12 protein-coding genes are annotated in these 23,322 nt (G+C 48.0%); 3 read left to right on the top strand and 9 right to left on the bottom strand.

Translation table 11 applies throughout. From position 1 onward, the window contains the following. Positions 1-29: 29 nt before the first annotated feature. The 6 genes from HBA55_RS05440 to HBA55_RS05415 all read right to left on the bottom strand — a co-directional run bounded on the left by HBA55_RS05440 (position 30) and on the right by HBA55_RS05415 (position 11,314). Complete coding sequence (locus HBA55_RS05440; RefSeq protein WP_166988136.1) at positions 30-1,685, bottom strand: MOSC domain-containing protein; 1,656 nt, start codon at positions 1,683-1,685, stop codon at positions 30-32. A 21-nt stretch (positions 1,686-1,706) separates the two neighbouring features. Continuing rightward, on the bottom strand, positions 1,707-3,395 hold the full coding sequence (locus HBA55_RS05435; protein ID WP_166988134.1) for a carboxylesterase/lipase family protein: 1,689 nt from the start codon (positions 3,393-3,395) through the stop codon (positions 1,707-1,709). Between the two features lie 110 nt (positions 3,396-3,505). Then, the gene (locus HBA55_RS05430) at positions 3,506-5,794 is read right to left on the bottom strand and encodes a TonB-dependent receptor (protein ID WP_166988132.1); all 2,289 of its coding nucleotides are present in this window, start codon (positions 5,792-5,794) and stop codon (positions 3,506-3,508) included. Between the two features lie 422 nt (positions 5,795-6,216). Beyond that, the gene (locus HBA55_RS05425; RefSeq protein WP_166988130.1) at positions 6,217-7,656 is read right to left on the bottom strand and encodes an MFS transporter; all 1,440 of its coding nucleotides are present in this window, start codon (positions 7,654-7,656) and stop codon (positions 6,217-6,219) included. Positions 7,657-7,959: 303 nt separating this feature from the next. Beyond that, positions 7,960-9,603 carry a carboxylesterase/lipase family protein gene (locus HBA55_RS05420; RefSeq protein WP_166988127.1) on the bottom strand — a complete coding sequence of 548 codons (1,644 nt, stop codon included), beginning with the start codon at positions 9,601-9,603 and terminating at the stop codon, positions 7,960-7,962. Positions 9,604-9,667: 64 nt separating this feature from the next. Next, entirely contained in the window at positions 9,668-11,314 is a 1,647-nt protein-coding gene (locus tag HBA55_RS05415; protein WP_166988125.1) for a carboxylesterase family protein, read from the bottom strand. A gap of 715 nt (positions 11,315-12,029) precedes the next feature. Here HBA55_RS05415 and HBA55_RS05410 point away from each other — a divergent pair. Continuing rightward, the gene (locus tag HBA55_RS05410; RefSeq protein ID WP_166988123.1) at positions 12,030-14,285 is read left to right on the top strand and encodes a TonB-dependent receptor; all 2,256 of its coding nucleotides are present in this window, start codon (positions 12,030-12,032) and stop codon (positions 14,283-14,285) included. 261 nt (positions 14,286-14,546) lie between these two features. Continuing rightward, entirely contained in the window at positions 14,547-15,959 is a 1,413-nt protein-coding gene (locus HBA55_RS05405; protein ID WP_166988121.1) for an MFS transporter, read from the top strand. 69 nt (positions 15,960-16,028) lie between these two features. Here the strand turns inward: HBA55_RS05405 and HBA55_RS05400 are convergent, their stop codons facing one another. The 3 genes from HBA55_RS05400 to HBA55_RS05390 all read right to left on the bottom strand — a co-directional run bounded on the left by HBA55_RS05400 (position 16,029) and on the right by HBA55_RS05390 (position 19,947). Beyond that, the gene (locus tag HBA55_RS05400) at positions 16,029-17,126 is read right to left on the bottom strand and encodes a helix-turn-helix transcriptional regulator (protein WP_166988119.1); all 1,098 of its coding nucleotides are present in this window, start codon (positions 17,124-17,126) and stop codon (positions 16,029-16,031) included. A gap of 104 nt (positions 17,127-17,230) precedes the next feature. Continuing rightward, on the bottom strand, positions 17,231-18,343 hold the full coding sequence (locus HBA55_RS05395; protein ID WP_166988117.1) for a DUF917 domain-containing protein: 1,113 nt from the start codon (positions 18,341-18,343) through the stop codon (positions 17,231-17,233). Positions 18,344-18,378: 35 nt separating this feature from the next. Then, the gene (locus HBA55_RS05390) at positions 18,379-19,947 is read right to left on the bottom strand and encodes a hydantoinase/oxoprolinase N-terminal domain-containing protein (RefSeq protein WP_166988115.1); all 1,569 of its coding nucleotides are present in this window, start codon (positions 19,945-19,947) and stop codon (positions 18,379-18,381) included. A 282-nt stretch (positions 19,948-20,229) separates the two neighbouring features. Here HBA55_RS05390 and HBA55_RS05385 point away from each other — a divergent pair, with 282 nt between their 5' ends. Continuing rightward, complete coding sequence (locus tag HBA55_RS05385; protein WP_166988113.1) at positions 20,230-22,950, top strand: helix-turn-helix transcriptional regulator; 2,721 nt, start codon at positions 20,230-20,232, stop codon at positions 22,948-22,950. Positions 22,951-23,322 lie beyond the last annotated feature (372 nt).

Genomic DNA, 23,322 nt, shown 5'->3' with positions numbered 1-23,322 from the left:
GTCTGGAGAGGCTAGGAAGTGGGATTACATCAAAGAGGTCGAACTAAACCCGGATAACTCGGACCATGAGTGTGAGAAAGCAGCGTAAAAAATGAACTAATGGTGACATCTGTCTTGAAAAACGCCGGATTGTCCTCAGCCTTCCACTCTGCCGAAGCGGATTCATCACTTCCTTGACGAGTGAAACGAACAGTGGCCCGTTCTATCTTGCCAACTGCATTGTCACCACTGCTGGCCTGGAAGGACTCCTGGAAAATACGCCCGGAATTCGCCCCAGATTCAATAAGTGCCTCTTTTAACTTTTCCTGGAAAATGGCAGGCCCACACATATATACATCCAGCTCGGCCAACGGCATCTCAACCCGTTTGCCACCATGAACAATATGACAATCGGCAAGCAGGTCCTGAATATGCTTAATATTAACAAAGCCTTCTATATCGTAATCTACGCCAATCCTGTCACTGCCATCAGGCTGATCGAAAACATGCAACGTAGTGACGTTATGATGCTTTTCCAGTTCGTCAAGCTCCCTGCGCAGTGGTTGCAGCCCCCGCTTTTGACAACAATGAACAAGGTAAATCGGTGCCGCGTTATCGCCTTTTGCTATGTGCGCTTTCAACATAGACAATACCGGTGTAATTCCAATGCCGCCAGCCAGCAACAGAATGGGTTTAAAGCCACCTCGGTCGAGAACAAAACGTCCCATGGGTGCCGCAACAGGCAATTTGTCACCAACCGACAACTGATCGTGCATAAAACCCGAGCCTCTTCCATTGGACTCTTTCTTGATACTTAATCGGTAGTGATCGGGTTTATCCTGATAGTCGGATATACTCCACACGCGAATCAAAGGTTGGCCGCGATTGGCCTCGTCTTCGATTGGCAATTTTACCGTAAGAAACTGACCTGCACGATAGGGAGCGATTGGCTGTTGATCTGCTGCCCTGAGAATAAATGATTTAACCTGCTCTGTTTCTTCGATGATTTCAGCAACTGAAAAATCTCGCCACTCCTGCCAGCGGTCTTCAGTTGTCCTATGACTGTCAACCAATTGATAGTATTGATTGTTCAGTAGCAGTTTTGATGTTTCGCTTATCGACTGCAAGCCCAGGATGAACGCTAAACGATCTATGTCAGCACCCCGATCGCCGAAAATATACTGCACCAGCTCCCCAATGAGTACAGCTTCTGGTGCACGATGAACAATTTCGACAGGATCACCCGGTTTGATAACACCCGTTTTCAACACATTGAAGTAGACACCGCTCTTCCCTGAAAGCGCAAACTCGCGAATAAACGCTTCCGGCTGCTTCATTCTCCAACAGAGCTTAAGACAAGGGACTCGCGGACCGGACACCACCAATTGAACGCTATCGCCAATAGCAACCATATCACCAACACAAAGCTCTGACTCTTTCAGCCCTGAAATCGTCAAATTCTCTGCAAAAAAGCCGGCCGACCACTCTTCTCGATCAATATCGAGCTGATCCGCCCAATATTGATAATTCTCCTCCGCGAAGGCATAGACAGAATCAGTGTGCACCGCCGTCTCATTACCTTCCGGGCCATCTTCATTAATCAGAACCGGGCCATTCTGCGGCTCCTTCAGGTAGGCGGTTTTTACAGTTCGTCCCTGAACTGAGATTTCCTTTTTCTTACCTACACATATGTTCTTCAAAATCATCAATCGATACCCTAGCCCAATTTAATGCTCAAAGCCCGCACCATTCAGGATTTTCGAAAGTGTTTTTCTTAACTGATCGTCTTCAATAGCATCGATATCACTGCGAACCTGCCTGGCAGTAATCACATCCTGGTCCATTGAAATAACAGCTTTTAAAGCATCCGCATCAAAATCAATACCTTTAGGCGCACCGGGTTCGTTCGACCAAGGCAGCCACTTCACCGGCTGATCATTATTCCAACCATTGCCTGGATTTCCAGTACGGATAAATTGTTTTTGATAACTCACGATAGCATCAGAAAGTGCTATGCGGCCCGGTCTATTAGCCGCAGTAAAATCGTGAGAATAAGGGGCTTCTTTATCGGGGTGACCATGAAGGAAGCCTATTTCTATACCATGAGGTGCGCCATAGACAAATTGATACAGACTACCATCTACACCGTCCCAGCTAAACGTATAGTCAAATACGTCATTCTGATGCTGTGTCAATAGCTGTGCAAATTCATCAGATCCCACTGCCCGCCACATTTGGCTCACACCATCCTTGATGCCCTTATAGAAGGCTTTCACTTCCGGTTTGATAACCTCTTTATCCTTGCCTGACTCAACCGCTTTATTCAACAGGGCAAAGTCCGGGAAATCCGCGAGATACGCAGTAAACTCATCTTGAGTGGTTCCTGAAATCATAGGCACTTTATGATAACTGCCCTCACGGAATTGCTTGCTGATATCTGATTTAAATACAGTGCCATCCACTACAGAGGTATAGTGCCCATCAGTAGGGTTAGGCGCTGTAGCAACAATCCCGGCATCAACGGAATACAGGAAGTCCCTTTTTTCCTTATCCGAAAGAGCAGACTGTTCGCCTGTCGCCTCTTTCTGCATCGCTTTCAATGCCACTTCACTGATATTGGTAGAATTTTCCATTGTTCTTGAATAAATGGAGGCTCCGGCTCCACTTTGATGTATGGCGCGATGAAAGAGGTTTTCCTCCTTTACCGGCTCCGCACCTTGCAGCACGGAGATATTAAGGGCACCCGCAGATTGCCCGGCAACGGTGACCAAATTCGGGTTACCCCCAAAGGCTTTGATATTATCCTGCACCCATTGCAGGGCCTTAATCTGGTCAAGTAGTGCGTAATTACCCGCGGCGTCCTCAGGGATCTCCGGATTTTCCAGCAAAAGCTCATGAGTAAAGAAGCCGAACCAACCCAGGCGATACTGAATGATAACCACAACGGCGTTAAACTTCTCAGCGATGACATTACCTCTGTACTCCGATGCAGATCCGGTATAGTTACCGCCACCATGAATGTAGAAGTAAACGGGTAAATCTGTCTCCTCGGATGTCGGACGAAAAACATTGAGGTACAGACAATCCTCACTGCCTGCAAAGCCTTCGGTCCATGCAGACAGCCTCTGGGAGCAGATTTCCGGCATCTTATTTGCCAGGTAAGTGTCTGACCAGGCTTCGGGATCACGGGGAGCCTTCCAGCGAAGATCCCCCACAGGCGGCCTGGCAAAAGGAATACCAAGCCAGCTGTAAGCGCCTCCATCGCTTATCCCTTTAACCTTTCCGTCACGAATTACCGTGGTCACGGAATCATTCCACGACAACTCCACAGTGCCGACTTTATTGCTATAAGCCATTGGCACCCAGCTACATACGACGAGAAACGCGCTTAACAATAGAAACTTATTATTGGGCATATCACTTCCAGCTATCCTGTTTACTCTTCCCAAAAGGGCCTGACCACTAAGATATAAGTATGGCACAACAGATACTTATCCCTGCGGAACGATTTTTTGCTCAGTCGGCACTAAAAATGATAACTGACATCTACACCGTAAGTACGTGGTTCATTACGTTTAAGGGAAGTAAACCCCACCGTACTGAAGTCTTTATTGCTGGTGAGGTATTCCTCGTCAGTCAGATTTCTTGACCACAAGGAAATATCCAGGCCGCCCTCTGGATCGGTAAAACCGACACGCGCATTCACCAAACCATAGCTATCCATTTCTAACCCTGGCGAGATAAGCTGCTCACCGTTATAGCTGTAGTCAACGTGGAAGTACACTTCACCCAGATCGGATACCGCAACGAAATAATCCGCAGCAACATTACCTGAGAAGCTGGGAGAGTAAGTACGCTCAGACCCTTCAACAAAGTCGGGATTACCAGGAATACCCTCTTTTAGCTCCGTATCCAACCAGCCCAGACTAGCGCTTAGAGCCAGGTTCTCTGTCGCATGAAATGCCAACTCAAGATCAATACCCTGGCCCACTGCCTTACCGGCATTGTCAGTGCGGATAACACCATTATTTTCGGTCTGCACCTGCAGATCTTCCCAGTCATAGTAAAAATAGGAAGCATTGAACCGTAAGCGACCATCCATAAGAGTCGACTTCACACCCAGCTCATAAGCAGTGATTATTTCTTCATCAAAAGGCTCCATCTGACCAGGGGCTGAAAGGCCTGTACCAAGATCAACAAGCGGGTAGCCATTGAAGCCACCTGATTTGTAACCCTGGCTGATATTCAGATACGCCATGACCTCATTGCTGAACTGATAACTGACCGCTCCGCGCATGGAAAAATTGACCCAATCCTCTTTTAGGTTGGCGAGACTTGGATCAAGATTAGCCTGGCTGTCTGTCAACTGGCCGGCATGAGGGAAAAGTGCATTAATGCCAGGCCCCAGAGTGTCTTGAGCCGGAGTGAGGATCTTATTGACCTTCTCGTCGTATGAATAACGCGCCCCCCAGGTCAAGCTGAGTTTGTCGGTGACCGACCAGATTACGTCACCGAAAATACCATAGCTTTCTATTTCTGAGATATTCTCATTGCGCTCTCGGAGAACACTGCCAAGAATATAGGAGCCAAAGCTACTATCGGACAAGCCGTCAACTTCTTGTTTAAAGCCACTGACACCGATAAACCAATCGATATTCTCACCGGTTCCATTCAGGCGAAATTCCTGGCTAAACTCATCGGAATCAATGCCGGAGCGAACGCTTGCCAGGAGATATTCCGTACCGTCCCTGTCCTCTTCAATATAAGATTCCAATACTCGATATGACGTAATCGAGGTCAAAGTCAAATCGTCATTGATATCCCAGACAGCTTTTGCAGCATGACCTTCGATATCTCGACTAATTCTGTTGTTGACATGGGGCTCATCAGAAACTCCCGGTGCCCCCCCGAAGGCAGCTGCAATGTTGTAAGAGCCACTGGCAGTCTTTGTACCAGTGATATCGAACGCAGCCGGGGAAAATGCGGTGCGAGGAAAAGCCGTACCAGGATTACCAAAAATGTCCGTCAGTTCATTGAGGTGATTATAGCCAACATGGTCATCCTCCTTTTTCTTATCACTGGTCCAAGTGATCTCCAGATCATCTGTCGGCGTCCACTTCAATTTAACTCTTGCCAGCCATCTATCCTGTTCCCAACCATCACGATCGCCAGTGACGATATTTTTGGCCCAGCCATCTCTATCCAGCTTGCCCAGGTTCACTCGCATGGCCAGCGTGTCATCAATTAGAGGCAGATTTATCGTGGTATTCAACTTGCGCAAGTCATAGGTACCCAGCCTGGCGCTTACTTTGCCTTCGAAATCATCACTCACATCTGCAGTAGTCACACTGACTGCTCCACCCAGGGCGTTGCGCCCAAATAAGGTCCCCTGGGGACCTTTCAGCACTTCCACCTGGGCAATATCTTCCAGGTCACCAATCAAGGGCAGGCCAATCCCCATGTATGCCCCATCAAGGTAAACCGGAATACTTTGTTCCGCCGCAAAACTGGCGTCATCAGAGTTAATACCACGCACGGATATCCTGACATCGTCAGCTTGAGTATCTGTGATAGTGAGGCCAGGCACATTCTGTGAAATATCAGAAAGTGTCACAACAGCCCCTTTTGCCAACTTATCGGCACTGAGCGCTGTAACAGCAATAGGTACATCCTGAAGGTTCTGGGCACGTTTTTGCGCCGTTACGACAATCTCCTCGATAGCCCAACCTTCATCAACCGACTGTGCAGTAACCGATGCACTGATCGCCGACGCCAGTACTGACATGGCCAAGGTGGAACTAAGATTTTTCTTCATCACTATTGCTCTCCTGTGAAGGATTTATCGTTATGGCTAAACAGCCTACCCCCCTATGTTTTACCTGCATCAGCTTTCAAATGAGAAGGGGCATACCGTTAATCTATAACTGCTAAGCAGTGAATACTTGTCCATCTGGAACCAACTTTTACCGGGACGGCACTATTTGATTTGCATAGTTCAAAGGAGGAACAGACAGAGTCCGGCAGATTCCAACCATCCCAATCAAAAGCAAGTAAAGTATAGCGTGATTTCCTCAGCACCCGCGGTAGCACCCAGTCCAGGATATTACAAAGAGCGCTTTAAATGACATCTTTTATAATATCGAGGAATATAAAGACAGAAAACCAGACCCTCGGGATTATAGAAAGGAGAATCGAACCTAAGGAGACTCAAATACTGAGCAAGGCTCCTTTCCGAGCTCAGGCAGCCGGGCTGGTATCAGCCTTGACCTTCAGTTTGTGCTGAATTTCCTTAAGCTGTTCCTGCGTCATCGAAAAACGATAGGTGAAAAGCCATGCAACTAACAACATTGGAACCGTGCCAATAACTATGGCCCAAACCAGTCCAGACAAAACATCCGGCGGCACTGCGTCAGGGGTGACACTCTTATCGAGGCCGATAAAATCAAGTGCAAAGCCACCATAAAGAGGTCCGATAGAAGACGCAAGCTTGGAATTAAAAAGGAGCACCGAATAGATGCCGCCCTCCTGTCGCACGCCCGTGCGCAACTCATGCTCATCTGTCAAATCAGCAGCAAGTGAGTAAGTCGCTACCAGACGCATCAGGAAAAAACACAACAAACAGCAAAACTGCAGAATTAACAGTATTGTAACAAGCCAGTGACCATTTGCAGGCAGCACATCAAAGATACGAAGAGGGAACAACCAGACGGTATTTACCATGGCTGCAATAAGTGAATACCGAATGAGTATATGTTTAGGCCACAAATTACTGATGCGCTTCTGCATCAGCATCGATAAAGGTACCGCACACAAAACACCGGCCCCGAAGATAATACCCAGCGTATCCGACTCCACCTCCCAAAAATAGGTGTAGGCAATAACATTTAGCGCAAATATGATACCGTAAGCGATGGCAGCACCGAAATCATAGCAAAGCAAGTTACGAAAATTGGCCCCTTGAAAGGTGGACAAAAAGTCCGTCAGCAGGTCTCGTAAACCACCTGTGCTGGGAGCAGTGGCTGTATGGAGTGTACTTTTATCGATAAATCCCCAGATTCCCCTGATGGTAATCACGGAAAATACAATCACAATCGCGGCCGTCACAAAGCCATAAATGACGTAATTATCAGCAACGAAACGACCATCAACGCCCTCTGATTCACCAAACAAAAAATACAGGCTAAGTGCGGGCAGTAAACCACCCGTCAAGAACATGAGACCAGATCTGGCGCTGAAAAACTGGCTGCGCTCATGATAATCCTGTGTGATCTCAGCAACCATGGCCACATGCGGTACACTGAATAGAGTGGTTGCCGTTCGCAGCCAGATGGCGCTTCCCAAAAGCCAAATCGCCAAATGAGTTTGATTACTGGACACTATCTCAGGTGGTGCGAATAAGGCGATCAACCCCAATGGCATGGGGATAACACTGAATGCCATTATCGGCAGGCGCCTCCCCCAACGGGAGGAAAAACGGTCTGAATACACCCCAATCATTGGATCAGAAATTGCATCCCAGGCCACAGCTATTGTCAGCATTATTCCAGTCAGGGTACCGCTTAACCCTAAAACCTGGGTGTAATACAGCAATACAAATGTCGTAAAAGAAGCATCCTTTACCGAAAAGGCGATTCCACCAGCTCCGTAGACTGCTTGATTTTTAATCGATAGGCTCAAAACAATACTCCACTCTATCCCCTGCTCTTTTCTCCCTGATTAGTCAACCATCTATGTAATATTAGCGATTGAAACGGCCAGGGTCCATTTGACGAAAGGGTGTAAGAAACTTAAGACTATCACTGTATGGGTCTGATGCAGCGAATACTTGTCCTCACGGAACCTTATTTTGCTTTATCGGTACTTCTTGATTTCTCACACCAAAGCAAACTCGCTCCGCCAAGAATGCTGGCAGCGCCCTGGCACATTGCCCTTTGATTTTGCCATCGCGGGCTTAGGCGTTTGGATAAGGAAGCGACGCTGTCACTCGGGAAGCGAATGCTCGTACCCTGGCTGCTCCACAACTTGAAAAATCTTCTCTCTTAACTGATCATCCTCAATGGCTTCAATATCGCTGTACACCTTCTGAAGGGTAATGACATCAACATCCATTGTGAAAAGCGCTTGCGATGCATCGGCATCCAGGTTGATGCCCTTAGGCATTCCGGGTTCTTCCGACCAGGGCAACCAGGTCAGAGACTGGTCCTTATTCCAGCCGTTACCCGGGTTACCGGTGTGCATAAACTGCCTTTGGTAACTGATAATGGCATCAGAAAGCGCCAGGCGTCCCGGTCGATTAGAGTTATTGTAACCGTATGGGAGAAATTCGTTGTTGTCGGGATGGCCGTGAAAAAAGTCGAGATCGATGCCATGGGATGCGCCATAGACCAGTTGGAATAAACTGCCCTCATCGCCGTCCCAATTGAAGCTGAAGTCATACACATGATCCTGATGTTGTGACAGTAGCTGCGCAAATTCGTCCGATGCTTTTGCCCGCCACATATCGCTCTTTATGTTCTTCGTGGCACTGTAATAAAGTCGCTGCCTCGGAGCCATTTCAACATCTGTCTTACCATCAACAAGCGCTTTGGTTAACGGGAAATACTCCGGGAACATCGCAAGATACAGGGTGAACTCATCCTTAGTCGTGCCCACCATAATGGGGACCTTGTGATAACAGCCTTCACGCAATTGCTCACCGACATCCTTTTTAAAGACGCTACCGTCCACCGTGGTGATATAAGTCCCCACCTCGTGCGGATGGTGGGTCATCGCGATAATTTCTGGTGAAACGGAACTCAAGTAGCTCCTTTTTTCTTCCGATGAAAGCGAGGACTGATCACCCAGACCATTTTTTATCATCGCCTTGACCGCCCTTTCACTGATCAACTCTGCTTCTTCAAAGGTCCATGAGCGTACACCGACACCGGCGCCACTATGGTGAATCGCGCGCTGAAACAGATTCTCTTTTTTGACTGCCTCTGCTCCTAGCAGTAGGGAGATATCGCGTGCACCCGCGGATTGCCCTGCGGCAGTGACCAACAAAGGGTTACCACCAAAGGCCTTGATATTGTTCTTCACCCACTGCAAGGCCTTAATCTGGTCCAACAGCGCGTAGTTACCTGAAGCATCTTCCGGTGTTTCTGCATGGGCCCGTACCACCTCGTGGCTAAAGAACCCGAACCAACCCAAGCGATACTGGATAATGACTACCACCGCATTGAGTTTTTTTGCGATTATCTCGCCTTTGTATTGCGAAGCCGATCCTTCATAGTTGCCACCACCATGAATCCAGAAGTAGACAGGCAAGTCGGTTTCCTTTGTAGCTGGTCGAAACACGTTCAGATACAGGCAATCTTCACTTCCTAAGAAAGGCGGAGTGGCTGCATAGATATTAGCTTGAAAACTGGGTTCGGCCATCTCATTGGCAAGGTAAGTGGTTGACCAGGGCTCGGGGTCTCGGGGAGCTTTCCAGCGAAGGCCCCCGACAGGGGGTTTGGCAAAAGGGATGCCCAACCAGCTGTAGATGCCATCGACCATTTGCCCTTTGACTTTGCCGTGACGGGTTTCTATGGTTGTGGAGTCGTTCCAGGTTGACTCGTTTGTGCCGGCATTACTCTCTGTCATTGGTTTTACCTGCCCTCAAATCATTACGTTGCTTTAATACCGCCATTTTTTATCTGATCAGTTATCAATCGGGATAGGAATGTTCATGCCCTGGTTGTTCTACAACCTGCAATACTGCCTCTCTTAACTGAATATCGTCGATGGCTTCAATCTCCATATACACCTTCTTCATCGTAAGCATGTCTGTGTCCATAGAAATCACGGCTTGCAAAGCATCCGCATCAAGATTAATACCCTTAGCCTCACCGGGCCGCTTCGACCAGGACTGCCAGGTTACCGGTTGGCATTTACTCCAGCCATTGCCAGGGTCTCCGCTGCGGATAAATGCTTTTTGGTAATCCATAATGGCTTCAGAGATCGCCAGTCGACCGGCTCGAGTTGCGGCAACCTGACTGTACTGCGGATAGACACTGTCGTCGGGATGTCCGTGAAAGAAAACAACATCCAAGCCATGACAGGCTCCGTATATTAACTGGAATAAACTGCCGTCATCCCCGTCCCAGTTGAACCGAAAATCATATACATGGTCTTGGTGTTGTGAAAGCAACTGCGCGAATTCATCTGACGCCTTTGCTCGCCACATCATGCTCTTTTTACTCTGTATAGTACTGTAGTAGAGCCGTTGTTTCGGAGGCACTTCAAAATTTGTGTCTCCGTCAATAAGTGCTTTGGTCAGCGGGTAGTACTCAGGAAAGGTGGCAAGATAACTGCCGAACTCATCTTTGGTCGTGCCCACCATAACGGGGACTTTATAGTGACTCCCTTCATGCAATTGCTCCCCGATATCCTTTTTAAAAACCGTACCATCCACAGTAGTGATATAAGTCCCCACCTCGTGAGGATGATGAGTCATGGCGATAATTTCAGCAGAAACGGAACACAGGTAGTCCCTTTTTTCTTCAACTGAAAGGCAGGCCTGATCGCCCAGGCCATTTTTTATCATTGCCTTGACTGCTCTTTCACTGATCGGTTCAGCTTCTTCAAACGTCCATGATCGGATACCGACACCCGCGCCACTATGGTGGATGGCACGCTGAAATAGGTGTTCTTGTTTGACCGCTTCTGCCCCCAGCAACAGCGAGATATTACGGGCGCCCGCTGAGTGGCCGGCAACGGTTACCAAAGACGGATTGCCGCCGAAGCCGCTGATATTGTTCTTCACCCATTGCAAAGCCTTAATCAGGTCCAGCAACCCATAGTTACCCGAAGCGTCTTCCGGGGTTTGCGCCCGCGCTCGCACCACGTCATGACTGAAAAAACCAAACCAACTCAGGCGATACTGGGTTATCACTACTACAGCGTTGAGTTTTTCAGCCAATTCCTTGCCACTAACTCTAAAGGCCCCTCCGGTATAGTTACCGCCACCGTGAATCCAGAAGTAGACGGGCAGATCGACTTCCTGCGAGGCAGGGCGAAACACGTTTAGATACAGACAATCTTCACTCCCCAAATATTCCGGAACATCTGTGTAGAGATTCTTCTGAAATGCGGGTTCAGGCATTGTGTCTGCAAGACAGGTATCCTCCCAAGGTTCGGGGTCACGGGGAGCCTTCCAGCGAAGGTCGCCGACAGGAGGCCTGGCAAAAGGGATGCCCAGCCAGCTGTAAATGCCATCAGCTACCTGCCCTTTGATTCTTCCATCTCGAAGTTCAACCGTCGTAGACTCGTTCCATGTCAACTCACTGGTTCCGGTTTTACTTATGTCTATCATTGGCTTTTCCGTTAGATAAGTTGTTGAAAGCAGTAGCTGCCATAGTTTCAAAAATAGAGCGCCTTGACGTTAATCACATCAACACCATACTCCAACGTTCGCCTCGATGAATACACAGAAGTAACTGTATACAAGCAGGCGACTTTTTAGATATTTCCAGATTGCAGATTAGTATACAGAGGGCGGGGCCCTCCCTTTCCTGGCAAACCTGTTAAAGTGCCGCCTGAACAAGAAATAGTGCCTTTACAACAATTTGTCGGGTCATATCGCCTATATAATGAGTACTCATAATCCACCTTTGGCGATGTCCTGTCGCGGGAGCCCAGGCTCCCTATTTTTCAATTAACTTTGTCATCACATGAGAGCCGTTACCCTGTACGTTGCTACATGCTCGTTTAACGCTATTGGACTTGATAGAAGGGTTTCATTAAGACAAAAAATAGTTCCGACATGACAAGTATTTGTCTTTTTTAAATATTATCTTTCATCCTATTGCTATTATTTCTATGCTTATGGATCGGAATGATAGTGATAGGTTTGTAAAGGTAAGAGCATTCCAGAGAGGCTCAGAAACAGATATTCAATCAGTGTTGACGGATTATAAGAACCTCCCTATTTGGTTGCAATCGTTAAAAAAGGAAGTCTATCAGGTCTACAAAATAAAAATTATTTTGTCTCGTTAGAAAAATAATTTCAACAGTGGAGATAAAAATCGATGAAGAATAATCTTTGTTACGTATTCACATTGCCATTAATTGTGTCGGCGATAAATACAGCCGTCGCTGCACAGCAGAATCAACTGGAAGAGGTAGTGGTCACGGCTGAAAAGCGAGAGACGAATCTTCAGGAAACGCCATTGGCGATTACCGCATTGTCGGGAGACTTCTTAAAGTCAGGAGGCATAGAAGATTTCAACGACGTAAGTGTTCAGGTTCCAAGCCTCTCTTTTACCAGCTTTTCCAAGACGCGAGTGGTGCCGTCTATTCGTGGTGCTGTCTCATCAATCATTTCAGCAGGCAATGAACAATCCGTCGGTATATTTGTTGACGAAGTTTATATGGGGTCAGTGACCGACTTTGATCCTGATCTTTTTGACGTGGAGCGTGTAGAGGTGCTACGCGGACCGCAGGGCACCCTATTTGGCCGCAATGTGGTCGGTGGCGCGCTTAACATTATTACGAAAAAACCAACACAGGAGTTTGAGGCTCGGCTTGGCGTAACCGCCGGTAACTTCGGTGCACTTTCACTGCAGGGCTATGTTTCTGGTGCATTATCTGACAATGCGGCGGCGTCGTTCTCAGTAAATAGACGCAAAAATGACGGGCTTGCAAGAAATGTCACCACGAGCGATGATATCGACGATACCGACAAAACGAGTTTCCGAACTCGAATAGCAGTCGATGTGTCTGATACGTTTGAACTGCAAGCAGGACTGGATCACACGATTGATAAATCTTCTGTAGGTGCTAGGAAATTTCTTGGCCCCGCACCTACGGCTCCCACTTTGTTCGGTTGGATTCCAAACTCAGACCCGAATGACGTCTACCAGTCCGCCGAAGCCAGCCAGGATATGGATAACAAGTTTACCGGAGCCTGGCTAAAAATGACCTGGGCGTTTGAGAATATGGACCTTGTGTCAATATCCTCGTACAGGTCAAATGATATATCTCGACCCTACGAAGATGCGGTCGGTACTCCAGTCTCGCTTATCGGGCCGAGTTTGGATTACGACTCCAAACAGTATACACAGGAGTTAAGGCTGGTATCGACCAATGAAGATTCCCGGTTTGACTGGGTTGCGGGTCTGTACTACTTGGACAGCGAAATCGATTCAAGAACTCTCAACCAAATGACGACTATTCCCGGGACGATTTTCCACGACTTTAACTCCGGTAGCCCTGGCTGGGATGCAGATACTCCCCGCACCAGCAGAAATCTAGTCACGGCAAATGCATCCGTTGAGAGTATTGCAGCCTATGGGCAGATTACCTATGAAGTGGCCGATTCACTAAAAGTAACCTTGGGTGGTCGGTATACTCGGGATAAAAAGGCAGCTGATTTTGAATCACTTCCCGGCAGCAATACTGGTGACCCCAATGATGATATCGATTTTATCTTCTACGAGGGTGATTTCGCTGCCGGAGGATCAGACAGCTGGAGCAAATTCACACCGAAGCTCACCATTGATTACGCTCCAACCGGTGATATTCTTGTATACTTTTCAGCCTCCAAAGGCTTCAAGAGTGGCGGGTTTCAGGCTAGAGATACTGTCCTGGCAACTGAACGCGGCTTCGATCCAGAAGAGGCGGTGAACCTGGAACTGGGCTTCAAATCCCGTTTCCTGGATGATCGACTACAGTTTAATGCTGCGGCTTTCCAAACCGACTATAAAGATCAGCAGGTCACCACTACCCTGGGTGATACTTTTGTGACCATTACTGGCAATGCTGGTGAAACGGAAGTGAAAGGCCTGGAACTTGAGCTCAATGCAGTACCGATTGATGGTTTGACGCTCTGGCTTTCTGCTACATTCCTTGACGCCGAATACGTTACCGAAGAGTTCTTTAGCGATGGTGATGTCGCATTTGCTCCGGATTATGCTTATAGTGCAGGCTTCTCTTATGCTACAGAGCTGGCAAGCGGCGGAACAGCGGCGTTTAATATGAATTTATCGGTGAAAGACGAGTTTTTACTCGAGCCTCAAGCGGCTGGTGAGGAAGCTCCTTTCCTGAGCGGCTTTGATGAACAGGTCAATGCAAGACTGTCGTACACCTCTGCAGAGGGAGACTGGGAAGTCAGTCTTTGGGGCAAGAACATAACTGATGAGCGATATGTTGTTTATGGTCAGGATCTATTTCCTATCGTATACGGCTTCGGGGATCTGGGTACTAATCCTGCAGCTGCCGCTTCCACTCAGCCACGCTTCAACCCACCACGTACGTACGGTATAACCTTTGAGAAGAGCTTCTAAGTTCTATTCAGGTACAGCTGAGGCTCGGACTCACTGATGGCAATCGGGGGTTTGAGCCGATCTGAACACAGATTCCCATTCCCCCCCCGCTACTGCTACAAAGCCAAGAGAATGACTTTGCGTTAGAGTCCAGACGAGTGTACTTAGCCTCCTACCTGCTAATAGTCAGGCAATCCCGCCTGGTTTGCGAAATCAGGCCCGAAAGGAACACATAGTGATCCTCTCGGGCCGCTAAATAGGTGAATTGTTTTGAGCTTATCGATGAAGAACCGCATAGTTTTCGGTGCAGGTGGCATAGCCTTTTCGACAAAAGAGACTGCTTTTACCACCTTTGTATTGATCTACTACACCCAGGTTTTAGGTTTGAGTGGGACCTTGACAGGATTAATGCTCACGCTGGGTGTCGTTTGGGACGCCATTTCTGATCCAATGATTGGGGTGTATTCGGATCGTTTTTCCAGTCGTTGGGGGCGTCGTCTCCCGATTATGGCGTTCAGTATCCTTCCCATGCCACTGGGTTTCATTGCCTTGTTTATGCCGCCGGATATCATCGTCGGCGACTCCGTCTATTTGGCAATTTGGCTTCTGGGAAGCTCAATCTGGCTGCGAACAGCCATGACGCTATTCAGTATCCCCCAGCTGGCGATGGTACCGGAGATTGCGCGAGACTACCATGAGCGTAGTCAGTTGCTCAGTGTCAGAACAGGTCTCATGTATTTGGCTGGCGGCTTTTTGCCTTCGCTGAGTTTGTATTTTTTGTTTCGAGAATCCAGTGGTGGCGATGGCCTCTTCGTTGCAGAAAATTATGTGAATTTCGGTTTCGCGGCCGCAGTATTTACTGTTTTCTTTGCTGCAGTTTCGGTAACCGGGACCTGGGGATTTATCGATAAGAGTAAACTTCAGTCGGTGACTGTTCCCAACTCCGCCGGGCTGCGTGGTCTGTTTCGAGATTTTTTTGCCACGCTCAAATGTGGCAATTTCCGTAAGTTGATTTGTTACGACGTCTCGGCCGCCGCGGCCTATGGTGTTGTCTATGCACTGAATGTGATTTCCTATACCTTTTATTGGGAGGTGGATACCGACGCGCTCGGCACAATTTTTGGGGCAGGTATTTTGCTTGCGGTGCCAGTAGCCATGTTTTCACAAAAGTCCATTGGAAGATTATGGCCTAAGCACCAATTGATTCGTTATACACTGATTGGCGCCATGATTAGCACGGTCTGGTTATTTCCCCTGCGAGAATTTTCTGTTCTTCCGGAAAATGGCCATTGGCTGGTGATTGCGCTTTTGGTTCTTCAAAACGCTGCATTGAATTGCTTTTTGATGCTGCGTATCGTGTCCACTTTCTCTCTTGCGGCCGACCTGACGGATGAGCTGGAGTTGAATACGGGTAACCGTCAAGAAGGGGGTATCTATTCCGTATTGCTGTTAAGTGCCAAGTTTGCCTATTCTTTTGGGCCCCTGTATGGCGGTTTTGCGCTTGATCTCATCGGCCTTGATAAAACGGTATCGCCTGACGCGGTGCCACCTGATGTCTTGACTGGCCTGGTTTGGGCTATCGTCATTGGCACTGTTCCTTTATTCTTGCTTTCCTGGCGTCTTGCATTGCGCTTCTCAATGACACCGGAGCGGCTGGAGGAAATACAGCGTAAGCTTTGCAAGAGCAAGGCATAGGTGTCCGCGTATGTGTTCAGGTGTTAATAGCGTATTTGTGAGGTGTGGTTTGAACGGATTGAGAAAAGATCAAACGCAAAAGTCTTTGGGCAGAATACCATAATAACGCTTAAAGGCGCGGGTGAGGCTGGATTGCTCCTTATAACCAACGTGGTGGGCAGCCTCTGTGACCGACCTGCCCTGCCTGAGCATATCCGCAGCATTGATCATACGCTGTCGCAGTAAATATTCACTAACGGTATCGCCAAATAAGCCCTTGAACCCTTCGGTCAGTTTGCGTCGATTAAGGCCGACCTGACGACCAAGATCATCCAGTGTAAAAACCTGACTATAGTCCGACTCCAGCAGCGACTTTACGGTGTTGAGTTTTTCTATATCCTGATTCTTTAACTTATGAGTGGTCCCGCCTTCTGCTGCCTGGCCTCGCAGCAGTTTTAAGCTTTGCAGCAAGACATTTTTGGTCAGCGCCTCAACCTCCAGGAAGTACAGAAAATCATCAACATCAAGCTCCAGCAGCTGGTGCACAAGATTCACCAATTTGCCATCAATAGGAAATAGCTGTGTGACGGAGTCTTCCGCTCCCACACCTTTCCCCAGCAAATTCAAGAAATCGTTGTGATGAACATCCAGATTTTCATAGAGGGATTGAGGACTGAATAGTAGTGTTATACCCGTCTCAGGCTCTTCACTGCAAACGCTCTTATTGATCGGCGCACTTCCACCATAGGTAATCATGCCGGCAGCCTGGTTTAACTCTAGAAGATCGTCACCAATACGAAACGCAATATTGCCGTGCACGTTGATTTTCAGTAGTGCCCACCCATCAAGCCAGAAGGATGCAAAGCTTCTGGCTGGAACAATCTCTTGATTAAACAGGCACATCAAAAGCCCGGGACCAATCTGGTGGTAACATCGAGCTCCCTCCCCCCTTTCATGGTAGCGAACCAGGCGTGATATTTTGCCTTGCTGCTGCAAGTGTTCTAATAGATCGAGCAAGAGTGAAACATTAACATTGCCGAAATCACCGTCGAACAGTGGCGAATCTGAAAGAACATCATCACTCAAGTAAATATCCGTCAGAGCGCCGCGCCTGCGAACGATCAGGCTACTTTCACATCGCTTGGCAACGTCAGTGATATCTGCGTTCAGCGTGGTGTTTCCAAACATTCAGGATTCCTCGACTGCGGGACACGGTTGCGCTATCGGGCACTTATTGGCGAGAATAGTCTTCAACCAGCTGGTTAAATTCTGTCATAGGTCGCCTGTGGAACTTATTCTATTGTGAAGTTATTGATTGACTCAATCGGAAGGTAGTGTTCTCCTATACCAAATCGCTTGGGCCCACAGTTACTGACTGCTTGTTCTGTACGTAGGCGATTTGGAGAAGAAGTCCCAATAATGGTCACTCGTTGCCCGAAACGTAAGGCTTCAGCAGCGATGGGCGCTCCCGTCTCTGTATCAATAACACTAATCAGATCAGGTACCGTAGCCAGTAATTTTCCGCCTTTTTCAAGTTTCAAATACTCGTTTTGAAAGTTGATTTCAGCGATGTCGCCGGATTCACACTGGACTTTTACGTCGCCAACAACCCAGGCATGTTTCACTTCACGGTGAAGATGAGTCACCTTGCCTGACGCCAGCACGCCACATTTACTGTAGTGCACTGTTTGACGTAAATAATCCAGCAGGTCTTCTACCGGGTTTTTGTGGTTTGCCCTGACTGCCTGGCCAATACCGCGGGCGATACTCATCGTATAGGGAATAGAAGCGCGCTTCATATCCCTGCCCGGCATAGCATAGAGTGCACTCATGACTGATAGGCCCATTGCCGCCACGGCGTTTCGGGCAATGTCCTCAGCCCGATGCGGGCTGTCTGAATCAATGACCACAGAATCAAGGTGCTCACTGACCAATGCAATCGGCCCGGTTTTCAACACCGCGGAGTTCCAGGCGGTCATATCAATACCCGGTACAGCCCGCCCTACGCCGTCGGCATCCACCACAGGCAATCCCATACGGGCGGCGGTGCCAATGGGCAACATACCGTTCAGGCCACCGATTTCACCGGATATAATGCCGCTGACCTTACGGCCCAGCTTTTCCTCAACCATGCGAATAGCAAGAATAGCATCTTCGCCAGAAATACATTTCTCCTGCATTACGGAGGGTGCACCGATAAATGCGCAACCCACCACGAGCTCATCGTCATCAAAATCATCCGGTGAGATCAGCTCCGGTTCACCGCACTCTTCTATGGCAGCTTTTGCGATAAGATGGCCGATATAAGGGTCGCCACCACCGCCACAACCAAGAAAGCCAGCACCTGTGGCTATATTTTCCAGATCTTGCAGCCGTATTCTGTTGTTAAGTTCTGATGTGTTCATACTATTGTCAGTACCTGATTGGTTGTCTGGGCTGATCACGATAAATTCAATCCGCCAATGGCTTTAACACGAACTCTTGCTTCCCCGTCTGCCATTAATGGCAAGGGCACAACTTCGACGTCCGCAATCTCAACGGTTTCCGGTTTACCGCCAGCGGCGATAACCTTGTCCCTGGCTTCTTGTTCCAGCGCTTTGACAACCACTTCTGTCTCTCCTTCTGGAATAGACAGAACTTTTTCCACTTCCGCGCCCATCATCGCGATAGAGGCACCCACCGCATTGGCAACACCGGCGTGCTCTGGCAGCACAACTTCACTAACGCCATTCAGCAGGCGGTCAACCAGGATGCTGCCTCCGCCCACAAGGATCACGGGCACGTCATGTTCGTCGGTCTTCATGCGGTCAATGCCGTCTGCCAGAATCCGATGGATTTCGTTAACACCCTGTTCGACTACGGCCCGTTCCAACTGGCTGACCAGAGATTTGTCGCCCACATCGGCATAACCTGCAGCCACAGCAATATCTGTGCTGGTTAATTGAGAGCCACCAAAAACAAGTGCCTCAGAGGCAATACGATAACCTACAGAGCGAGGTCCGATTGACAGAGGGTTCGCGGAGGTATTCACCAGACTGCCACCTCCGAGGCCTAAAGCAAGTACATCCGGCATGCGGAAGTTAGTGCGAATACCGCCGATGTCCGCCACCAGAGCAGACTCACGGGGGAAACCGTTTTTGAGAACACCGATATCCGAAGTAGTACCACCGATATCAATAACCATGGCATCAGTCAGCCCTGAAAGGAAGGATGCACCACGAATACTGTTGGTGGGACCTGAAGAGAAGGTAAGAATGGGGTACTTCCGAGCCTGTTCGACACTCATCAAGGTGCCATCGTTTTGGGAGATAAAGAAAGGCGAGGTAATACCAAGGTCACTAAATGCCTGGGTGAACGCATCCAGCGTAGTCTTAGCCAAACCTGCCAAACTGGCATTCATAATGGCGGCATTTTCACGCTCAATAAGCCCGATTCGACCCAGCTCACTGGACAGTGTCAGACTTACCTCGCCGCTCATTTCGTTGAGGAGTATGTCGGCAGCACGCTGCTCGCCGACGTTGGTCACGGGAGAGAAAATTCCACTGATGGCCACGGACTTGATGCCACACGCCTTGAATTTTCGGGCAGCCTCTACAATGGCTTGTTCATCCAACGGTGCGATAGGGCGACCATCGTATTCGTGGCCACCCTGAACCAGAGCAACGTGGCCACATACGAGCTGACGCGCCTCTTTTGGCCAATCCACCATAGGAGGGAGACCCCGAGCGGCAGGTAAGCTCAAACGCACAATACCGACAGGCTCCAAGTGAGTGCGCTGTACGAAAGCGTTGGTAAAATGAGTAGTGCCCAGCATGACAGTAGCAATGTCTGAGGGAGCAACACCTCCTTCCGCCATTACGTGCTTAACACCGGCAACAATGCCACCACTCGGGTCCTGCGTGGTCGGTTGCTTAAATCCCGATAGAACGGTATCACCGCTAACCAATACCACATCCGTATTGGTTCCACCAACATCAATGCCCAACCGTAATCCTGTAGACTGACTCACTGCCCCCCCTTTCGGTTCTGTTACCGCTTGATTGCGTTAACAAACATAATGAGGGATGAAATAGAGATAATGAAGGGTCTAAACAGGTAGGTAGGGATAGAAAAACTGGTAGGTAGGCTAATGCTGGCTTCCTGGGTTGCCATCTATTCGCTGGCCGCGCTAATCTTAATAGCGGAGGAAAAGGTGTAAAACTCATTTGGTAAATGACCTACAATATGGCACCAGCACGCATTGATCATTTTTTGTTCGAATTTCCGGATCCGTAAGTACTGACTTTTATCAATGATAATGGACACCCAATATAAGCACTGGTTATTACAGGCAACTATTTCTCCTCCGAAACGCCGGGAGCTAATACTGCATCGATCGGCGCTTCTGAACTGCCTGGATGATACCCCCAGGGGAGGAACCATTGTCATTAAAGCACCTGCGGGGTACGGCAAGAGCTCACTGCTCTCTGATTGGCGCCAGGACCTGATTAACCGCGGTGAATATTGTGCCTGGCTGTATCTGGATGAGAGTGATGATCTCGAAATGGTTATCGCCCATCTTGCCTATGCGTTTCATCTTCAGGGTATTGATTTTGGCGGTCTTGGACTGCTTGAAGCTGACAGCAATCGAGAATTTGAACCTGTGCGCGCCTTGAAAACACTGTTGGCGGTAATTGAACGGCAGAAAAACAACGTCAGTATTATATTTGATGATATAGAGCGGGCTGAAGAAACAGCTTTCAAGCGTTTCTTCAGCTACCTCCTGCGTTGGCGCCCAGAGGAACTGACTATCGTCTTAAGTGGTCGAACGCATCCGCCTTTGGACCTGGGCGATATTGCCCTGCGCGGAATGCTGACAGAAATTGGCCCAACACAATTACAGTTCAATTCCAGCGAAATTGCTGAGCTGATGAAGACTGACAATCAGCACGACGTCGAGTTGGTTATGCAGAAAAGTGCTGGATGGCCGGCATTAGTGCAACTCATTCGTATGACTGAACTGGATAAAGGCAGCCATCTACTGCATGGAGAAGACAACCCATTACCCATAGTCTTTGAACATTATCTCGACGAGAACATTCTATCTTTCATCGCAACACCTGAGCTCGATGCCCTTCTGGAATCCTCCATATTTAAGACTATTCCTGTCGCATTCTTTAAGCGAAGAATTGCCAGCGGCAAGTCAGCTGCCAACATTCTGGATATACTAAACAATCTTCCCGAATTTATTACCGCTGTAGAAAACAACTCTGACCTATTGAGAATGCACCCACTTCTTCGGGACAGACTGGAAATTCTGTTAAATAAAACTTCCCCAAGCAAGGCGAGCGCGCTTCATGTTGAAGCCGCCTTATGGTTTACTGAACAAGAACAGGAGCTGCCTGCCTTATATCACGCCTCTCTCACAGGTAATTTGGCAACCGTTGAAGAAATACTGTTTAAAATTGGCGGACCCACGTGGATATTGTTCCAGTCACAAAGCCATCTCAGACGCGTTAACGAACTGATCCTTAAAAGCCGCGAAAATGCCAGCGCTGAGCATGAACTGGCTTTGTCCCCCCTGATAGCGCTGACCGACATCATCTCAGAAACCAAAATAGGACACCTGCATAGAGCTCGGAAAATCTACGACACCCTGGTTTCTCAATGGAACAATCTGAAAGAGGAAAAAAATAACTTTCAAACAGAAGAGCAACTGGCTGATTTCTCGATTCCACTGGCGAGAGTTTCACTGGATTATTACTCCCTATTGCCCATTGACGTAAAATCGGCCCATCTCCTGGTGTCCTATGAATATTCGAAAATAGCCTCAACTCCCTACTTGCAAGCCACCATATGGAATACAGATGCTTTACTGGCTAATGAACAGTCAGACTTTCCCAGGGCGGTCACCAGTGCACAACGGGCGATTGGAAAGTTTAGAGCGGCGTTTTCACACAATGGCGAAGTGCATGTTTTATTACTCAAAGGTGCGGCTGAGATTGCGTTGGGTCGTAAAACAGACGCACAAGACTCCATCTCAAGCGCAGGCCGCATTATCGAGAACTTCCTGGCAAGCAACCAGGAATTAACCTTCGCCTATAACGTCCTGAATAGCGAAATAGGATTTCAGCTGAACCCTTATAGCACTGAGCTCGTAGATAACCTCAACACATACATTCACGACAAAGAGGAAAAGATCAATCTCTGGTTTGACTATTATGCTTCAGCCATGCTGCAAGTTATCGATAACTTTTATTTGTCGGGTAAAAATGAAGAATCAATCAGTTTTATCGACAAGTGTTTATCCATTGCTACCGTAAGAAAATTGGAAAGGCTGATCTATTTCTTACACGACCTAAAAGCTTATGTTTTTTCCAAAAGTGGCAACATCCAACAAGCCATTAACATTCTAAATAATAATACTCGTCATCAATACAAGCACACCTTGGGATGGCGCGAGCAAGCAATTAGCTGTGAAGTGGCCCTCCTTTTGAACCATGACCAAACAACAGAGACGCCGTCATCTGTAACTGACGTCATAAATTTGGCTACTGAAAGCGACAACAAATGTCTGCAACTGCGACTATTATTCTCATTAGCCGAGCAACAGTGGCACAACCGCAATCGCAAGCAGGCTTTTACATCTCTACAATCAGCCTGTGCCATCGCACTTGAAACCGACTACCTGAGAGAGGCGGCGATATACTCAAGCTTTTTGGATGACATCAAAGACTATTATGAGAAGACTCACAAGGACACCGGAGATGCACACAAAAAATCCTATTTAAGTGAACTACTTGATATATTGAAAAATTTAAAAGCCGCTAATTCAAATAATTTTACCGAAAAAGAACTGGCGATAATTACCGAACTAACACATGGGAATAGCGATAAAGTTATTGCACGAAACCTTGAAATAAGCCCTAATACCGTTCGATTCCACCTGAAGAATATCTTCAAGAAACTGGGTGTTACAAACCGTAAGTTAGCGGTAGAGAAAGTACAGCTCAGAACTAGTAATATTAAATGAACAATGCAGCGGACATGCAGAACACTGAAACCCAAGAATTCTCTCAACGCCTTCCCTCTTTCTAACCTGCAAACCAACGATACAAAATATTACTCTTTACCTTCGCGCAAACTAAGCGATGTCATATCGACGTATTAATCGGCGCTACTGATCTACTTCCTAGAAAGATCTAAATCTAGCCATATGTTCCTTACAAATCGCAGTTCCTCTACGTCTGCTTTAGCCGCAACACCTTCCATTAGAAACTCATCGTTACACCTCACGGATAGAGACCACCTATTTCCCAGTCGAATTAGATCTCGCCCTCACTTATCCACCCGACAGTACGCCAGGATAGTCGATTCGTGGTTTAAGGCTATTTGACTTGATCCA

It is taken from the genome of Pseudomaricurvus alkylphenolicus, from assembly GCF_011683955.1.
Classification (GTDB): domain Bacteria; phylum Pseudomonadota; class Gammaproteobacteria; order Pseudomonadales; family Cellvibrionaceae; genus Pseudomaricurvus; species Pseudomaricurvus alkylphenolicus.
Note: the sequence above shows the minus strand (reverse complement) of the source record. Positions and strands in the feature narration are given on the sequence as shown.